We start from the raw sequence: 17190 nt of genomic DNA, 5'->3' as shown, positions 1-17190 counted from the left end.
TCGTGGGTTCGGTGCAGAACCGGCGATATCTGGCCGTTCCTGCGCCGAACCGGTGATCACGGGCTGGGGCAGCAGCCTCTCACCGATGTCGCGGGTGCGTCCGAGTAGGCTCCCCGCGCCGACCACCACCACCGGGAGCGTGACCGCACGATGACGCCCGACGAGCTGTCCGGCGCGCCGGTGCTCGTGGCCGGGGCCGGGGTCTCCGGTCTCGCCGCCGCCGCGGCGCTGGTGGAGGTCGGCGCCCGCGTCACCGTCACCGACGCGCGGGAGGCCGCGCTCGCCGACGTCCCGCCCGGCGCGGTGGCGGGCGGCGACCCGGACTCGGTGCCCGCGGGCACCGCGCTCGTCGTCACCTCACCGGGCCGCAGGCCCGACCACCCGCTCGTCGCCGCGGCCGCCGCCGCGGGTGTGCCGCTGGTGGGGGAGCCGGAGCTGGCCTGGTGGCTCGGGCAGGCGCGCGAGCGCCCTCCGGTCTGGCTCGTGGTGACCGGCACCAACGGCAAGACCACCACCACCGGGATGCTCGCCGCGGTCCTGCGCGCCGCCGGACGCAACGCCGTGGCCTGCGGCAACATCGGTTACCCGGTGGTCGAGGCCGTCCAGGCGGGGCACGAGGTGCTCGCCGTGGAGCTGTCGAGCTTCCAGCTGCACTGGTCGCCCTCGATCCGCGCGCGCGCCGGCTGCGTCCTCAACGTGGCCGACGACCACCTCGACTGGCACGGCTCGTTCGCCGCCTACGCGGCGGCCAAGGCACAGGCGCTGCGGGCGGACGTCGCCGTCGCCGGGGTGGACGACCCCGCGGCGGCGGCCCTGCTCGCCGAGTCGCCCGCGCCGCGACGCATCGGCGTCACCCTCGGCGCGCCGGGGCCCGAGCAGCTCGGTGTCGTCGACGGGATGCTCGTCGACCGCGCCTTCGACGGGGGCCCGCTGGTCGAGGCCGCCGCGGTGCACCCGGGCGGAGCGCCCGGCATCGCCGACGCGCTCGCCGCCGCCGCGCTGGCCCGTGCGGTCGGCGTCGGCCCGGACGCCGTGCGCTCGGGCATCGACGACTTCCGGCCCGGCCCGCACCGCGGTGGTGTCGTCGCCACCGTCGACGGTGTCCGCTACCTCGACGACTCCAAGGCCACCAACCCGCACGCCGCCGCCGCCTCGCTCGCCGCGCAGGCGCCGCACCGCGTCGTCTGGATCGTCGGCGGTCTGCTGAAGGGGGCCTCCGTCGACGAGCTGGTGGCGAGGCACGCCCGCGGCCTGCGCGCGGCCGTCGTGATCGGCACCGACCGCGCCGAGATCCTCGCCGCCCTCGCGCGACACGCCCCCGACCTCCCCGTGGCCGAGGTGCTGACGGGTGACGATGACGCCATGCCCGAGGCCCGGACCGACGCCAGGACCGACGTCATGGCGGCTGCCGTGCGGCGCGCCGCTGCGTTCGCCCGGCCGGACGACGTCGTCCTGCTCGCCCCCGCCGCCGCCTCCATGGACCAGTTCACCGACTACGCCGAACGTGGGCAGCGCTTCGCGGAAGCGGCGGCCGCCCTGGGGCCGGCCCGGGAACCCGCGCCGTGAGCCTGCCGTGGTCCCGCGGGGGGAGCCGGCGAGGCCGCGTCGGCACCCGCCCGCAGGGGCTGCGCCTCGCGGTGGGCCGCACCGCCACCGCGCTGGGGCAGTGGCTGCGCCGCCCGCTCACCTCGTTGCACCTCGTGCTCGGGGTGTTCGGCCTGCTCACCCTGTTCGGGCTGGTCATGGTGCTCTCGGCGTCGTCGGTGGAGTCGCTCAGCGCCGGTGGCTCGTCCTACTCCGTGTTCACCCGGCAGCTGATGTTCTGCGTGCCCGGCCTTCTGATGTTCTGGCTCGGCCTGCGCATCACGCCGCGGCAGCTGCGCTCGCTGGGACCTGCCGCGCTCGTGATCGGCATGCTGTCGCTGGTGGCCGTGCTGTTCCTCGGTGAGACCCGCAACGGCTCGCGCGCGTGGTTCGCCTTCGGGCCGTTCTCCTTCCAGCCGTCGGAGGCGGTGAAGGTGGCGCTGACCCTGTGGGGGGCCCACGTGCTCGTCGCACGGGTGGCCGTGATGCACCGCTGGAAGTACGCGCTCTCGCCGGTGGTGCCGGTCACGGCGGTGCTGCTCACGCTGCTGGTGCTGCAGCCCGACCTGGGCATGACGATCTCGCTGGGCATCGTGCTCATCGCGTTGCTGTTCTTCGGCGGCGCGCCGATGCGGCTGATTCTCACCCTCAGCGGGGGCGCGATGGCGGGTGCGGTGGTGCTGGCACTCACCGCCGAGTACCGGATGAGCCGCATCACCGCCTTCCTCTCGCCCGAGAGCGCCGATCCGCAGCAGGCCGGGTTCCAGGCCCGCCAGGCCCTGTACTCCCTCGCCGACGGCGGGTTGTTCGGCCAGGGGCTGGGGCAGGGCCGCGCGAAGTGGAGCTACCTGCCCAACGCGCACAACGACTTCATCTTCGCGATCGTCACCGAGGAGCTGGGCTTCGTCGGTGCGTTCGCGGTGCTGGCGCTGTTCGCCACGCTCGCGTACACGGGCTTCCGGATCGCCGCGCGGAGCAACGACCCGTGGCTGCGGCTCGTCGTGGCCACGTCCACCACCTGGCTGGTGGCCCAGGCCGCCATCAACATCGGCTACGTCGTGGGGCTGCTGCCGGTGACCGGGCTGCAGCTCCCGCTGATCTCCTCGGGAGGCACGTCCCTCGTGGTCACCATGTTCGTCTTCGGGGTGCTCGCCAACGCGGCGCGCCACGAACCCGAGGCCATCGCCGCGCTCAAGCAGCACGGTCAGGGCCGCCTCGCGCGTCTCGTGCGGCTGCCGCTCCCGCAGCCCTACCGGGCGCCGGTGTCACAGCCCTACCGGGTGCCGGCCGCGCGCGCGCCCCAGCAGCGGGGACGGGGCCGGTGACGGCACCGTCGATCGTCGTCGCAGGCGGGGGGAGCGGCGGGCACATCGAGCCCGCGCTGGCCCTCGCCGACGCGGTGCGCGCGCTGCGGCCCGACGCCCGGATCACGGCGCTGGGCACCGAGAAGGGCCTGGACACCACGTTGATCCCGGCCCGCGGGTACCCCCTGGAGCTGATCCCGCCGGTGCCGCTGCCCCGCAAGCCGACGGCCGACCTGCTGCGCCTGCCCGGCAAGGTGCGCGCCGCGGTCGGCCGCGTCCGCGAGGTGCTGGCCGCCGTCGACGCCGGCGCGGTGGTCGGCTTCGGCGGTTTCGTCGCGCTGCCCGCCTACCTGGGCGCCCGGGGCCGGGTGCCGATCGTCGTGCACGAGGCGAACGCGCGGGCGGGCCTGGCCAACAAGGTCGGCGCGCGGTTCGCCGACATCGTCGCCACCGCCGTGCCGGACACGGGCCTGCCGGGGGAGCAGCTGGTCGGGATGCCGCTGCGGCGCTCGATCACCGACCTGGACCGCGCCGCGCTGCGCGCGCAGGCCCGGCAGTTCTTCGGGCTGCCGCCGCAGGGGCCGGTGCTGCTGGTGTTCGGCGGCTCGCTCGGCGCGCGCACGCTCAACACCGCCGTCGCGGCCGCGCTGCCCGAGCTGCTGCGCGCCGGTGTCGCGGTGCTGCACGCCCACGGCAAGAGCGGGGAGCCCGCCCCACCGGCGCGCGGGTACCTCGGGGTGCCCTACATCGAACGGATGGATCTCGCCTACGCGGCGGCCGACGCCGTGCTCTGCCGCGCAGGGGCCACCACCGTGGCCGAGGTCTCGGCCGTGGGGCTGCCCGCGGTCTACGTGCCGCTGCCGCACGGCAACGGCGAGCAGGCGCTCAACGCCCGCCCGGTGGTGGCCGCGGGTGGAGGCGCGCTCGTCGACGACGCCGACCTGACCCCGCAGCGCGTGGTCGCCGAGCTGGTGCCGCTGCTGCGCGACCCGCGCCGGCTCGCCGACGCGGGCCGGGCCGCACGCTCGTCCGGGCACGCCGACGCGGCCGACCGGCTGGCGCGCATGGTGCTGGAGCTCGTGGGTGCGGCACCGGAACCGCAGACCGAGGTGATGCGGCCGTGGAGGGATCGATGACAGCGGAGCTCGCCGACCGGGTGCACCTGATCGGGATCGGTGGTGCCGGGATGAGCGGCATCGCGCGGATCCTGCTGGCCAGAGGCGCCTCGGTGTCCGGATCGGACGCGAAGGACTCCCGCACCGTGCTCGCACTGCGCGCGCTGGGCGCGGACGTCGCGGTCGGGCACGACGCGGCGCACCTGCCCGAGGCGCCGGCCACCGTCGTCGTCTCCTCCGCGATCCGCCCCACGAACCCCGAGCTCAGCGCGGCCCGCGAGCGCGGGCTCGCCGTCGTGCACCGGGCGCAAGCCCTCGCCGCCCTCACCGCCGGACGGCGCCTCGCCGCGGTCACGGGCACGGCGGGCAAGACGTCCACCACCTCGATGCTCACCGTCGCGCTCCAGCACAGCGGGCTCGACCCGTCGTTCGCCATCGGCGGGGACCTGGCCGCGTCCGGGTCGGGCGCGCACGAGGGCAGCGGCGAGGTCTTCGTCGTGGAGGCCGACGAGAGCGACGCGTCGTTCCTCGCCTTCTCGCCCTCGGTGGCGGTGGTCACCAACGTGGAGGCCGACCACCTCGACCACTACGGCAGCGCGGAGGCCTACGTCGCGGCGTTCGACGAGTTCCTCGGCCGCATCGTGCCCGGCGGCATGCTCGTGGCGTGCGCCGACGACCCGGGCGCCGCCGCGCTGGCCGACCGGGCCGCGGAGCGCGGGATCCGGGTGCGCCGCTACGGGCGGCACGCCGCGGCCGACGCGCGGCTCGTCGACTTCCGACCGGACGGCGCGGGCGCCCGCGTGGCACTGCGTCTCCGGGAGGAGCAGGGGCAGCACGACGGTCGCGAGCACCTGCTCCGGCTCGCCGTGCCCGGCGAGCACATGGCGCTCAACGCGCTCGGCGCGCTGCTCGCCGGGGTCGAGCTGGGGGCCGACGTCGACGGCCTGCTGGCCGGGCTGGCGGCCTTCGACGGCGTGCGGCGCCGGTTCGAGTTCCGCGGGCGGGCCGCCGGCGTGGCCGTCTACGACGACTACGCCCACCACCCCAGCAAGGTCTCGGCACAGCTGCGCGCCGCGCGCGACGTGGCGGGTGGGCGTGGCCGCGTCGTCGTCGCGTTCCAGCCCCACCTCTACTCCCGCACCCGCCAGTTCGCCGGCGAGTTCGGAACCGCGCTCGGGATCGCCGACGAGGTCGTCGTCCTCGACGTGTACGGCGCCCGGGAGGACCCGGAGCCCGGCGTGAGCGGGGCGCTGATCGCCGATGCGGTGCCGCTCCCGCCGGAGCGGGTCCGGTTCGTGCCCCGCTGGGAGGACGTGCCCGCCGTGGTTGCCGGGCTGGCCGTGCCCGGCGACCTCGTCGTCACGATGGGTGCCGGGGACGTCACCGTGCTCGCGCCCGAGATCCTGCTCGAGCTGGAGCAGCGGGAGGCACCGTGAACCGGCCGGGCAGCACCCGCGGCCGACGTGGCCCCGAGCGGCCGGTCGCGGAGCGGCCCGCCGCCCGACCGCCGCGCGACCCGGAACGGCCCCCGGCCCGCCCGGTGTCGAAGGCCCGCTACCGCAGGCGCCGGGTGGCCGCCCTCCTGATCGGGCTCGTGCTGCTCGTCGGGCTCGGCCTCGGTGCCCGCGTGCTGCTGTACGACGCGGGGCTGCTCGACGTCGAGGAGGTGCGCGTCGCCGGCGCCGCCACCGTGCCGGAGGCGGACGTGCGCGACGCGGCCGCCGTCCCGCCGGGCGGCCCGCTCGCCGCCGTCGACACCGCGGCCGTGGCCACACGGGTGGCGCGGCTGCCGCCGGTGGAATCGGTGCAGGTGGACCGGTCCTGGCCGCACACCGTCACCGTCACGATCACCGAGCGGGTGCCGGTGGCCGCCGTCACCACGCCGCAGGGTCCCGCGCTCGTCGACCGCACCGGCGTCGTCTACCGCGGGGCCGGGCCGCCCGACCTGCCCCACCTCACGACCCCGCCGCGATCCGGCGACCCCGCCACGGTCGCCGCCGTCGCCGTGCTCGCGTCGCTGCCCGACACCCTGCGCGCCCAGGTCGACTCCGCGGGCGCCACGGTGGCCGTGCCGGGTGCGCGGGGCCAGGTGACGCTCGTCATGGCAGGCGGGGAGGAAGTGCTCTGGGGGGACCCGGAGCGCGCCACGGAGAAGGCAGCCGCCCTCAGCGCCCTGCTCACCCAGCCCGGCACCGTCTACGACGTCACGAGCCCGGACCTCCCCACGATCCGCAGGTGAGACCTCCCGCGACACTCGCGCCCCCTCACCCCGACTCGCGCAGCTCAGGCCCCGACTCGCCGACGGGGAGGTCCCCTGCCTCCGCGAGTCGGGGCCTGAGCCCCGCGAGTCGGGGTGTCAGACCCGCGAGTCGGGGCCTGGATGCACGGGTGTCGCGGCGGGTCGCGGGCCCACGCTCACCCTCCACGGTGACGGACCGAGCCCCGCTCGCACGTACGCGGCCGGTGGCGGGCATGATCACGGCGCGAAGATCGACCCGGTTGGGGGCTGGCGCGCGTGCGGCGCGCCTGCTGGACCGAGACCGTTCCGCGACCTAGCGTTCCCCCGTGATGGCCCGGACCCCCGGGGACGGACCCGAGCTGGACTGGAAGGTGCGCCATATGACGCCCCCGCACAACTACCTGGCCGTGATCAAGGTCGTCGGCATCGGTGGCGGCGGCGTGAACGCCGTCAACCGCATGATCGAGGTGGGCCTGAAGGGCGTCGAGTTCATTGCGGTGAACACGGACGCACAGGCCCTCCTGATGTCCGATGCCGACGTGAAGCTCGACATCGGTCGTGAGCTCACACGCGGCCTCGGTGCCGGCGCCAACCCCGAGGTCGGCCGCAAGGCCGCCGAGGACCACCGCGAGGAGATCGAGGAGGTCCTCAAGGGGGCCGACATGGTCTTCGTCACCGCGGGCGAGGGCGGCGGCACCGGCACCGGCGGTGCGCCGGTGGTCGCGTCGATCGCGCGCAAGCTCGGCGCGTTGACGATCGGTGTGGTCACCCGGCCGTTCACGTTCGAAGGCCGCCGCCGCGCCGGCCAGGCCGAGGACGGCGTCCAGGAGCTGCGCAACGAGTGCGACACGCTCATCGTGATCCCGAACGACCGGCTGCTGCAGCTCGGCGACGTGGGCGTCTCGCTGATGGACGCGTTCCGCTCCGCCGACGAGGTGCTGCTCTCCGGTGTGCAGGGCATCACGAACCTGATCACGACGCCCGGCTTGATCAACCTCGACTTCGCCGACGTCAAGTCGGTCATGTCGAACGCGGGCAGCGCCCTGATGGGCATCGGCTCCTCGCGCGGCGAGGGCAGGGCGGTGCAGGCCGCAGGCAAGGCCATCAATTCGCCGCTGCTGGAGGCGTCGATGGACGGCGCGCAAGGCGTGCTGCTGTCCATCGCCGGCGGCTCCGACCTCGGGCTGTTCGAGATCAACGAGGCCGCATCGCTGGTCCAGGAGGCCGCGCACCCCGAGGCCAACATCATCTTCGGCACCGTGATCGACGATTCGCTCGGCGACGAGGTGCGCGTCACCGTGATCGCCGCAGGCTTCGAGGCCGGTGGTCCCACGCACAAGAAGCTGGAGCCCACCGCGTTCCGCTCGCCGGAGAAGGAGCAGCCGTCCGGCTCGGGTGTGATCGCGTCCGGGGTGAGCGGGAACACCGCGCCGGCCGGGCAGTCCGGCGGCAACGGCGCGGCGCCCGCAGGCACCGGTGCGTCGCCGGGAACCGCCGCCCACCACGCCGGGAACGGCACCGGCTACGGCAACGGCAGCCCGGCCGCCCCGGCCCCGGCCCCACAGGCCCCGCAGACGCACCAGCCGGTGCAGCAGCCCGCGCCCGTGCCGTCGAGCGCGCCGGCCGCGCACACCGCGGCCCCGGCGCAGCCGGCGCCGGCTCCGCCCCCGGCGGCGCCGAGCGCGCCGGCCCCGAACCAGGCCGGCACCCTGCCCCCGGCGGCCCCGGCCGGGCAGCCGGGCGGGTATGCACCTGCGCCTCGCCAGGCGGAGCCGCTGCGTCGGGAGGCCGCGTACGAGCCCGAGCCGCAGCGGCACCAGGCACCCGAGCGCCCCGTGTACACGCAGCCCGTGGACGTCGCCGATCTCGACGACGACGTGGACGTGCCGCCGTTCATGAAGCGCTGAGCGGAGCGGACGGACGGCACAGGGCGACACGGTGTCGAGCGGATCGACGACGTCGGGAGCACGCGTCCGGCGGGTGGTGAGCACGCGGGCGGGTGGCCGTTCCCGGGGCGACTTCGCCACGTTCAACCTCTCCGCGTCCGTGGGGGACGACCCCGCGGACGTGGCCGCCAACCGGGCGCGGCTGCACACCGAGCTCGGGGTGCCGGTCGTCTTCCTCGAGCAGGTGCACGGCAACCGGGTGGCCACGGTCGACACGGTGCCGGACGCCGGGGCCGCGGACGTACCGGCCAGCGATGCGGCGGTCACCGCGCTGCCGGGCGTCGGCCTCGCCGTCCTGGCGGCCGACTGCGTGCCCGTGTTGCTGGCGGATCCCGGCGCAGGTGTGGTGGGCGCCGTCCACGCGGGCCGCGTCGGGGCGGCGGCCGGGGTGCTGCCGGCCGCGGTCGCGGCGATGGAGGCCCTGGGAGCCCGGGTGGGTGCGCTCGAGGTGCTGCTCGGTCCCGCGATCTGCGGTGGCTGCTACGAGGTGCCGGCGGCCCTGCGTGCCGAGGTGGACGCACGTCTGCCGGGCAGCGCCGTGCGCACCCGGCGCGGCACGCCGGGGCTCGACCTGCGAGCGGGCCTGTACCACCAGCTCACCGCGCTCGGTGTGGCCCGCATCGGGGGCGACCCGCGCTGCACCCTCGAGACCCCCGACCTGTACAGCCACCGCCGCGCCCCCCGCAGCGGCCGCCAGGCCGCGATCACCTGGCTCGACCCGCGGTGAGGTGCGCGTCCTCCGGTGGACGCGCAGCGCGTTCCTCGGATAGGTCTGGACGTGTGTGCCCAACGTATGAGACGAGGACCGGGTCGTGAGTGCTGAGCGCCGGGAGGAGCTGGCGCAGCGGCTGGCCTCCCTGCGGGAGCGGATCGCGGCGGCCTGCGCCGCCGCGGGCCGTGATCCCGCGTCCGTCGAGCTGTTGGCCGTCACCAAGACGGTGCCCGCCGAGGACGTCGCGATGTTGCTGGACCTCGGTCTCACCGCGTTCGCCGAGAACCGGGTGCAGGAGGCCGGGGCGAAGGTCGATGCCGTGGCCGCGCTGCGGCCGGAGGCCCGTCCTCGGTGGCACTTCGTCGGTGGCGTGCAGCGGAACAAGGCCAAGGCGGTGGCTCGCTGGGCCGACCGGGTGGAATCGGTGGACTCGGCGAGGTTGGCCGATGCCCTCGACGCCGCCGTACGGCGCGACCTGGAGACCGGCGGGCGCATCGAACGGTTACCCGTTCTGGTGCAGTACAGCGTCGACGGGGACCCGCGGCGCGGTGGCGTGCCTCGGAACGAGGTGAGTTCGCTCGCCGAACACGTCGTCTCGTGCGCCGGGCTGCAGCTCGCCGGGCTGATGGCCGTCGCGCCGCTCGGCGCTGACCCGGACGTGGCGTTCGCCGACGTGGCCGCGGCGGCTGCCCGTCTGCGCGCAGAGTTTCCGCAGGCCACGGTCCTCTCCGCCGGGATGAGCGGGGATCTCGAGGCCGCGATCAGGCACGGATCGGGTGTCGTGCGTGTCGGAACGGCCCTTGTGGGGGACCGACCGTTAGCCTCGCGGTGATCGTCGGCCGCCGCTCGTCGCGGTGATCCGGCCGTCGGGGGCAGTCGATGATGGGAGCGCGGATGGGCGCGATGTACCGGCTCAAGGCCTATTTCGGCATGGTTCCCGCCGAGGAGCTGGGCGAGTACGCCGACGAACCGTTCGCCGACCGCTATGCGGAGCCCCGCCGCGAGCGGACCATGCGGGAGTACGCCAACGAGCGCTGGGACGACCGGTTCGCCTACGAGGACGAGGCAGCCGGCGGTGACCGGCGCGACCGGCAGGACCGCTACGACGAGGAGTGGGACCGCCGCGGACCGCGCCCCGTGGCCGTGGACCGCGCGGCCTCCCGCGGCCCGTCCGGGATGGCGCCGTCGCCGGTGCGGGGTGCGCTCGCCATCGACCCCGAGGCAGGGCTGCAGGAGCCGCTGCGCCCGGTCGCCCCGGTGCCGGCTGCCGTCCCCGAGCAGCGGGAACGTCCCGCCACCGGTGCCGCCGCCCTGAGCCGCATCACCACGCTGCAGCCCCGCAGCTACCGCGACGCCCGCACGATCGGCGAGCGCTACCGCAGCGGGGTCCCCGTGATCATGAACCTCACCGAGCTCGAGGCGGCCGAGGCCAAGCGGCTGGTCGACTTCGCCGCCGGCCTCGTGTTCGCGCTGCACGGCGGCTTCGACAAGGTCACCAACCGGGTATTCCTTCTCACTCCCGCGGACGTCGAGGTGTCGGCCGACGACGCGCGGATGCTCGCGCAGCGCACCGTCTCGGGCACGCGCGGCGACACGGAGCGCGGCTTCCGCGGGGAGTGACGAGCGCGCGCCGCTAGGATCGGCGATGTGCCCCTCGCCATCCAGTTCGTCCTCTACTACGTGCTGTTCTTCTTCTGGCTCCTGCTCATCGGGCGGATCGTGGTGGAGCTCGTTCGGAGCTTCGCGCGCCAGTGGGTGCCGGCGGGCCCGAGTGCCGTCGCCCTCGAGCTGATCTTCACAGCAACCGACCCTCCTGTGAAGTTGTTGCGGAGAGTGATCCCCGTCGTCCGAATCGGCGGCGTGGGACTGGACTTGTCGATTATGGTTCTACTGCTGGTCGTGTTCATACTGATGAGCGTTGCCCAGCCGACGCCGTTGTGAGCCCCAGTCACACGGTGCCGCCGCCGAGGACTGCATGAGGTGATCCGATGCCGCTGACGCCCGCCGACGTTCACAACGTCGCGTTCAGCAAGCCCCCGATTGGGAAGCGGGGGTACAACGAGGACGAGGTCGACGCGTTCCTCGACCTGGTCGAGGCCGAGCTGGCTCGCCTGATCGAGGAGAACGAGGACCTGCGCGAGCAGGTCTCTCAGCTCGAGCAGCGACTCGGGAACGCGCAAGCCGACCTGGAAGAAGCGCGGTCGCGGCCGCCGGCAAGCATGGCGCCGGTCTCCCCGCCCACGCAGCAGATTCAGCGGCAAGAGCCGCCTCTGCGCCCTATGGAGCCACCGCGAGCGGCCATCGCCGGCCCCTCGCTCGCCGATGCCGGCGAGCAGGGAGGCGACAGCCACGTGCAGGTCGCGAAGGTCTTGAGCATGGCCCAGGAGATGGCCGAGCGGCTCACCGCCGAGGCCAAGTCCGAGGCCGACGCGATGCTCACGGACGCGCGCACCAAGTCCGAGCAGTTGCTCTCGGATGCGCGTAGCAAGTCCGACGGCCTCGTCAACGACGGCCGCTCGCGGGCCGAGACGATGCTCAACGACGCCCGTACCAGGGCCGAGACGCTCGAGCGACAGTCCCGTGACAAGGCCGCCACACTCGTCGGAGACGCCGAGCGCAAGCAGGCCGAGATCATCGGGACGATCACCCGGGACAAGTCGGTCCTGGAGAAGAAGATCGACGAGCTGCGCACCTTCGAACGCGAGTACCGCACCCGCCTCAAGACCTACCTGGAGTCCCAGCTGCGGGACCTCGGGGAGCGCGGTTCAGCGGCTCCGTCCGAAAGCAGGTCCAGCTCGAACGGCGGGTACGCCGCCACCGGCTACGGCCAGCGCGCCGACGCCGGGAGCTGAACCACTCGCCGACGACCCCGGGCGGTGCGGCTCCGTGATGGTGCCGCACCTCCGCAACACGGAGTGAAACGTGCTGCTGCTGGTCCTGATCCTCGTTCTGATCGCCTTCGGCCTGCTGGTGGTGGCGCTGCTGTCCGGCAGCGTCCTGTGGGCCTGGGTGTCCGTCGGTGTGAGCGTCGCCGCCGCTGCGGTGTTGCTCATCGACTGGCTGCAGCGGCGGAGCGCGGTGAGGGCGGGCGCCGATGCGGCGGCCGGAGCGTTGTCCGCGGCAGAGCCGCCGCGGAGCCGCACCACGCCTGACCTGGACCCGGTCACCGAGGTGCTGCCGGTCGTCCCGCGTGCGGGCACGGAACCGGGCGTCGACGTCGAGAAGGAGACGCCCGGTCAACGGTTCGACCCCACCGGTGACGCCGCGAAGACCGTCGTGATGCCGGTGGTGCAACCGTCCGCCTCTGCGGACCGACCGCCCAGCGCTTCCGGCGGTACCACTCCTTCGAGCGGTGATTCATCACCCACCGTAACCAAAACGGGTTCCGATCGTTCGGCCTCCACCTCTCAGGTGGATCCGGGCGGGGAATCGGGGCGCGGTCCGGAAGGCACCCCCGCTGCCAGCGCGGATGCCCCTCCCACGACCGCTGCGCCCGCGAGTGCGGGGAGCACGGCGGCGGCGCCGACCACGGCGACGCCGACCGGCGACACCCCGGAGAACCCGACGACGGTGGCGCCGACGACGCCTCCGGCCACGACGCCTCCAGGCGCCGCGCCGGCGTCCGGCCCGGCCGACCCGACCGCGGCCGGTGCCGCCGTCGGAGCGACCACGGCCGGGTCCACCGGCTCTGCAGCCACAGGCACCGGATCCACCGGGTCCGGGTCCTCTGCGGGTGGGGCGTCACCGCCCGGCCGGAGCGGGTCCGGCACGGGCACCCCGCCTGCATCGGGACCGTCAGGGGGCGCGCCCGCCGAGCCCCCGCCCGTCGCGGGTGCCGGTGTGCCCACGGGCGAGCGACCGGCCGAGGCCGGTACCTCGAGTACCGACGCCGGCCGGGTGGGGGAGGGGACCGATCCCTCCCGCGGCGACGCCTCCGGTGGCGACTCCCCCCGTGGGGACGGAGCGCGCTCCGACGCCCCGGAGTCGGCTGTGCCGGAACGTCCCGGTGACGCGGGATCCACCGGAGTCGCCGGTGGTGCCGCCGGAGCGGCCGTGGCCGCAGGCGGCGCTGCCGCCGGAGTTGCCGCCACGGGCGGGGCGGACACGAACGCGGGCGCCGACAACGCGTCCGGGGTCGAGGCCGAAACCGCACCACCACCGCCGGCAGCCGACGGCGAGCCACCGGAGGAGCCGCGCGATGCCGCCGCGGCGGCCGTCGTCGCGGGTCTGGAGACCGAGGTGCTCGTGATCGACGAGCAGCCGCGCTACCACGTGCCCGGCTGTCGGTCCCTGCTCGGGAAGCCTCTGATCCCGTTGCCCGCGCGCGAGGCCGTCGAGCTGGGCTTCACGCCGTGCGGGTGGTGCTCGCCCGACCGGACCCTCGCCGCGCAGCAGCCCGCCACGCGGTAGGGAGCGGGGGGGGCTGGCGCGGGCCCGCCGGAATACCCGGTGGCGGCCGAGCGCTACGCTGGACGCAACAGGCACCGATCCGGCCATCACCGGGGAGCCTCCGGAAGAAACGCCCGGCCTCCGGGCGGAGTAGAACCGGACGGGAGCGGCCCGTCACAGCCGTCCGATGAGAGGCCGTCCACACACGGGCGGCAAGCGGGGTGGTACCGCGGCGTTCACGTCGTCCCCGTGCAGGCAGCAGCACGAGCCAGCACGAGGAGCACCAGATGAGCGAATCCGCCGCACCGCGCGAGGAGCGTTACCCCGCCGTACCGGCGCACCCGTCGTTCCCCGCCCTGGAACGCGAGGTCCTCGGCGCCTGGAACGCCGACGACACCTTCCGCGCCTCCGTCGAGGCGCGGCCGTCCGGAGAGAACGGCAGCAACGAGTTCGTCTTCTACGACGGCCCGCCCTTCGCCAACGGGCTGCCGCACTACGGGCACCTGCTCACCGGCTACGTCAAGGACGTGGTGCCGCGCTACCAGACGATGCGCGGCCGCCGGGTCGAGCGGCGCTTCGGCTGGGACACCCACGGCCTGCCCGCCGAGGTCGAGGCCGAGCACCAGCTCGGGATCAAGGACAAGTCCGAGATCGACGAGATGGGCGTGGCCGCCTTCAACGAGGCCTGCCGCACGTCCGTGCTGCGCTTCACCGGCGAGTGGCGTGACTACGTCACCCGCCAGGCCCGCTGGGTCGACTTCGACAACGACTACAAGACGCTGGACCTGGACTACATGGAAAGCGTCATGTGGGCCTTCAAGACCCTGTGGGACAAGGGCCTGGTCTACCAGGGCTTCCGCGTCCTCTGGTACTGCTGGCACGACGGCACCCCGCTGTCGGCCACCGAGACCAAGATGGACGACGTCTACCTCGGCCGGCAGGACCCGGCCGTCACCGTCGGGCTGAAGCTCGCGGCGCCGGGATCCGACCTGGACGGCGCGCTGGCGCTGATCTGGACCACGACGCCCTGGACGCTGCCGTCCAACCTCGCGATGGCGGTGCACCCCGAGGTCGAGTACGCACTGGTCGCCGCCAACGGTGAGCGCTACGTCCTGGCGAGCGCACGAGTCGGTGCCTACGCCCGCGAGCTGGGGGAGGAGCCGCAGGTCCTGCGCACGCTCCCCGGCACCGAGCTCCTGGGCCTGGCCTACACCCCGCCGTTCGACTTCTTCACCGGTCGGGAGAACGCCCACCGCGTGCTGGCAGCCGACTACGTCACCACCGAGGACGGCACGGGGCTCGTGCACATCGCGCCCGCGTTCGGTGAGGAGGACAAGGTCGTCACCGACGCGGCGGGCATCGAGGTCGTCGTGCCGGTGGACAGCAAGGGCGAGTTCGACGAGCGCGTGCCCCCGTACGCGGGCATGCAGGTGTTCGACGCGAACCCCCACATCATCGCCGACCTCAAGCGCGGCGCGCCCCACGCGCAGGGCGTGCTGCTGCGCCACGAGACCTACGACCACCCGTACCCGCACTGCTGGCGCTGTGGCAACCCGCTGATCCAGCGCGCCGTCGACTCCTGGTTCGTACAGGTCACGGCGTTCCGCGACCGGATGGTGGAGCTGAACCAGGAGATCACCTGGGTGCCGGAGCACGTCCGGGACGGCCAGTTCGGCAAGTGGCTCGAGGGTGCCCGCGACTGGTCCATCTCGCGCAACCGGTACTGGGGCTCGCCGATCCCGGTGTGGGTGAGCGACGACCCCACCTACCCGCGCACGGACGTCTACGGCTCGCTCGACGAGCTGGAGCGCGACTTCGGCGTGCGGCCCGCCGACCTGCACCGGCCCTACATCGACGACCTCACCCGGCCCAACCCCGACGACCCGAGCGGGAAGTCCACGATGCGCCGGGTGCCCGAGGTGCTCGACTGCTGGTTCGAGTCGGGCTCGATGCCGTTCGCGCAGGTCCACTACCCCTTCGAGAACTCGGAATGGTTCGAGGACCACTACCCGGGCGACTTCATCGTGGAGTACAACGGGCAGACCCGCGGCTGGTTCTACACCCTGCACGTGCTGGCCACGGCGCTGTTCGACCGCCCGTCGTTCCGCTCCTGCGTCGCGCACGGCATCGTGCTGGGCGACGACGGGCAGAAGATGTCGAAGTCGCGCAAGAACTACCCGGACGTCAACGAGGTGTTCGACCGCGACGGCTCCGACGCCATGCGCTGGTTCCTCATGGCGAGCCCGATCCTGCGCGGCGGCAACCTCGTCGTCACCGAGCAGGGCATCCGCGAGGGTGTGCGCCAGGCGATCCTGCCGCTGTGGAACACCTGGTACTTCCTCTCGCTCTACGCGGGCCGTCGCGGCGTGCGCCGCACGGATTCCCCCCACGTCCTGGACCGGTACGTGCTCGCCCGCACCGCCGCGCTCGTCGACGAGCTCACGGCCGCGCTCGACGTCTACGACATCGCCGGCGCGTGCGAGCGGGTGCGCGACCACGCCGAGACGCTCACCAACTGGTACGTCCGGCGGTCGAGGGACCGGTTCTGGGCCGGCGACGACGACGCGATCGACACCCTGCACACCGTGCTGGAGGTGACCTGCCGGGTCGCCGCCCCGCTGCTGCCGCTCACCACGGAGAAGATCTGGCAGGGGCTCACCGGCGAGCGCTCGGTGCACCTGGCCGACTGGCCGGGCGACACCGTCGCTGACGCTGCGCGCGGGGCCGAGCTCCCGCACGACGACGCGCTGGTGGCGGCGATGGAACGCGTGCGGCAGGTGGCCTCGGCCGCGCTCTCACTGCGCAAGGCGCGCGGGCTGCGGGTGCGGTTGCCGTTGGCCCGGCTCACGGTGGCCGCCGCGGACGCCGAGTCGCTCGCGTCGTTCGCCGACATCCTTCGGGACGAGGTGAACGTCAAGGATGTTGCGCTGACCACCGACGTCTCCGCCCACGGGCGCTTCGAGGTGGCGGTGAACGCCCGTGCCTGCGGTCCACGGCTGGGGGGCGACACCCAGAAGGTGATCCGGGCGGTGAAGTCGGGGGAGTGGGCCCGGGGCGACAGCGGCACCGTGACCGCGGCGGGAATCGAGCTCTTCGAGGGCGAGTTCACCGAGAAGCTGGTGGCAACCGACCCGGACTCGACCACGGCGCTCCCGGGCGCCACCGGTCTCGTCGTGTTCGACGCCACGATCACGCCGGAGCTCGCCGCCGAGGGCACCGCCCGCGACGTCGTGCGGGTGGTGCAGCAGGCCCGCCGCGACGCGGGTCTCGACGTCGCCGACCGGATCGCCCTCACCGTGGACGGCCCGGCCGGGGTGCTCGGCGCCGTGCGCACACACGAGGAGTTCGTCGCGGGGGAGGTCCTCGCGGTGTCGGTGAGCTACGGCGCGGTGGGTGAACCGACCTTGCGCGGCACCGTCGCCGCTCCGGACGGGGCGAGCGCCGAGCTCGCGGCTCTGGTCGCCCGGGCCTGAGCCGCGTGTGCGGGCGCGCAGTGGTGCGGATCTCGGTGCGGGTCCGGCCCGGTGCGCGCCGGGATGCGGTCGGTGGCACCTGGGCGGGCCCGCGCGCCGCGGCTCTCGTCGTGGCCGTGCGCGCCCGCGCCGTGGAAGGGGCGGCGAACGCCGCCGTGGTCGCGGCGCTGGCCGCCGCGTTCGGGGTGCGCCGCAGGGACGTCGAGATCGTCGCCGGGACGCGTGGACGGGACAAGGTGGTCGCGGTGCGTGGCGACCAGGAGGAGGTCACCGCCCGATTGGCCGAGTTCCTGGACTGATCGGGCTGCCCGAACGGCACGGCCGGAACCGCAGGTGATCACGCCGGCCGGACCGGGTTGCGGGGCCCCTTACCCACCCTCCCCGGGCGGGGTCGGCACGTGGTGGTGCGCGGTGGTGCGTGCGCGGAT

At 74.3% G+C, this 17190-nt stretch carries 15 protein-coding genes; 14 read left to right on the top strand and 1 reads right to left on the bottom strand.

The genetic code is table 11. The features are described from left to right. The first annotated feature begins 150 nt into the window (after positions 1-150). The 11 genes from murD (at position 151) to CFP66_RS41980 (ending at position 11752) form a co-directional block, all read left to right on the top strand. Positions 151-1566 carry a UDP-N-acetylmuramoyl-L-alanine--D-glutamate ligase gene (murD, locus tag CFP66_RS42030; RefSeq protein ID WP_094930955.1) on the top strand — a complete coding sequence of 472 codons (1416 nt, stop codon included), beginning with the start codon at positions 151-153 and terminating at the stop codon, positions 1564-1566. Next, on the top strand, positions 1563-2909 hold the full coding sequence (gene ftsW, locus CFP66_RS42025) for a putative lipid II flippase FtsW (protein WP_094930954.1): 1347 nt from the start codon (positions 1563-1565) through the stop codon (positions 2907-2909). The genes murD and ftsW overlap by 4 nt, the downstream gene beginning before the upstream one ends. Beyond that, entirely contained in the window at positions 2906-4024 is a 1119-nt protein-coding gene (gene murG, locus CFP66_RS42020; protein ID WP_094930953.1) for an undecaprenyldiphospho-muramoylpentapeptide beta-N-acetylglucosaminyltransferase, read from the top strand. Before ftsW ends, murG begins: the two co-directional genes overlap by 4 nt. Then, positions 4021-5439, top strand: a complete 1419-nt coding sequence (murC, locus tag CFP66_RS42015; RefSeq protein WP_094930952.1) for a UDP-N-acetylmuramate--L-alanine ligase — start codon at positions 4021-4023, stop codon at positions 5437-5439. The genes murG and murC overlap by 4 nt, the downstream gene beginning before the upstream one ends. Beyond that, positions 5436-6242: a cell division protein FtsQ/DivIB gene (locus CFP66_RS42010; protein ID WP_198962038.1), complete on the top strand. Its 807-nt coding sequence runs from the start codon at positions 5436-5438 to the stop codon at positions 6240-6242. The genes murC and CFP66_RS42010 overlap by 4 nt, the downstream gene beginning before the upstream one ends. Before the next feature lie 380 nt (positions 6243-6622). After that, a complete protein-coding gene (ftsZ, locus tag CFP66_RS42005; RefSeq protein WP_094930951.1) occupies positions 6623-8149 on the top strand; it encodes a cell division protein FtsZ in 1527 nt (508 codons plus the stop codon). Positions 8150-8222: 73 nt separating this feature from the next. Then, positions 8223-8915, top strand: a complete 693-nt coding sequence (pgeF, locus tag CFP66_RS42000) for a peptidoglycan editing factor PgeF (protein ID WP_094930950.1) — start codon at positions 8223-8225, stop codon at positions 8913-8915. An 85-nt stretch (positions 8916-9000) separates the two neighbouring features. After that, positions 9001-9732 (top strand): YggS family pyridoxal phosphate-dependent enzyme, encoded by a 732-nt coding sequence (locus CFP66_RS41995; RefSeq protein WP_094930949.1) that lies wholly within the window; start codon positions 9001-9003, stop codon positions 9730-9732. Between the two features lie 62 nt (positions 9733-9794). Continuing rightward, positions 9795-10520: a cell division protein SepF gene (locus CFP66_RS41990; protein ID WP_094930948.1), complete on the top strand. Its 726-nt coding sequence runs from the start codon at positions 9795-9797 to the stop codon at positions 10518-10520. A gap of 27 nt (positions 10521-10547) precedes the next feature. Next, positions 10548-10841 carry a YggT family protein gene (locus CFP66_RS41985; protein ID WP_094930947.1) on the top strand — a complete coding sequence of 98 codons (294 nt, stop codon included), beginning with the start codon at positions 10548-10550 and terminating at the stop codon, positions 10839-10841. A gap of 47 nt (positions 10842-10888) precedes the next feature. Beyond that, positions 10889-11752, top strand: coding sequence for a DivIVA domain-containing protein (locus tag CFP66_RS41980; protein WP_094930946.1), 864 nt, complete (start codon positions 10889-10891; stop codon positions 11750-11752). 555 nt (positions 11753-12307) lie between these two features. On the opposite strand, the gene CFP66_RS47640 is transcribed toward CFP66_RS41980, so the two are convergent. Then, complete coding sequence (locus CFP66_RS47640; protein ID WP_143517580.1) at positions 12308-12613, bottom strand: hypothetical protein; 306 nt, start codon at positions 12611-12613, stop codon at positions 12308-12310. Positions 12614-12890: 277 nt separating this feature from the next. On the opposite strand from CFP66_RS47640, the gene CFP66_RS47635 reads away from it, so the two are divergent. From CFP66_RS47635 to CFP66_RS41965, 3 genes are all read left to right on the top strand, one after another. After that, positions 12891-13310, top strand: coding sequence for a hypothetical protein (locus CFP66_RS47635; protein ID WP_143517579.1), 420 nt, complete (start codon positions 12891-12893; stop codon positions 13308-13310). Between the two features lie 266 nt (positions 13311-13576). Beyond that, a complete protein-coding gene (gene ileS, locus CFP66_RS41970; RefSeq protein ID WP_094930944.1) occupies positions 13577-16762 on the top strand; it encodes an isoleucine--tRNA ligase in 3186 nt (1061 codons plus the stop codon). A gap of 35 nt (positions 16763-16797) precedes the next feature. After that, positions 16798-17061, top strand: coding sequence for a DUF167 family protein (locus CFP66_RS41965; RefSeq protein ID WP_233160162.1), 264 nt, complete (start codon positions 16798-16800; stop codon positions 17059-17061). The last annotated feature ends 129 nt before the right edge of the window (positions 17062-17190 follow it).

This window comes from Pseudonocardia sp. MH-G8 (assembly GCF_002262885.1).
Taxonomy (GTDB): Bacteria; Actinomycetota; Actinomycetes; order Mycobacteriales; family Pseudonocardiaceae; genus Pseudonocardia.
This window is presented reverse-complemented; position numbering and strand designations above follow the sequence as displayed.

Excerpts from the sequence above, each read along its gene's own strand:
- murD (WP_094930955.1), top strand. The coding sequence starts at position 151 with ATGACGCCCGACGAGCTGTCCGGCGCGCCGGTGCTCGTGGCCGGGGCC.
- murC (WP_094930952.1), top strand. The coding sequence starts at position 4,021 with ATGACAGCGGAGCTCGCCGACCGGGTGCACCTGATCGGGATCGGTGGT.
- ftsZ (WP_094930951.1), top strand. The coding sequence starts at position 6,623 with ATGACGCCCCCGCACAACTACCTGGCCGTGATCAAGGTCGTCGGCATC.
- CFP66_RS41990 (WP_094930948.1), top strand. The coding sequence starts at position 9,795 with ATGGGCGCGATGTACCGGCTCAAGGCCTATTTCGGCATGGTTCCCGCC.
- CFP66_RS41980 (WP_094930946.1), top strand. The coding sequence starts at position 10,889 with ATGCCGCTGACGCCCGCCGACGTTCACAACGTCGCGTTCAGCAAGCCC.
- ileS (WP_094930944.1), top strand. The coding sequence starts at position 13,577 with ATGAGCGAATCCGCCGCACCGCGCGAGGAGCGTTACCCCGCCGTACCG.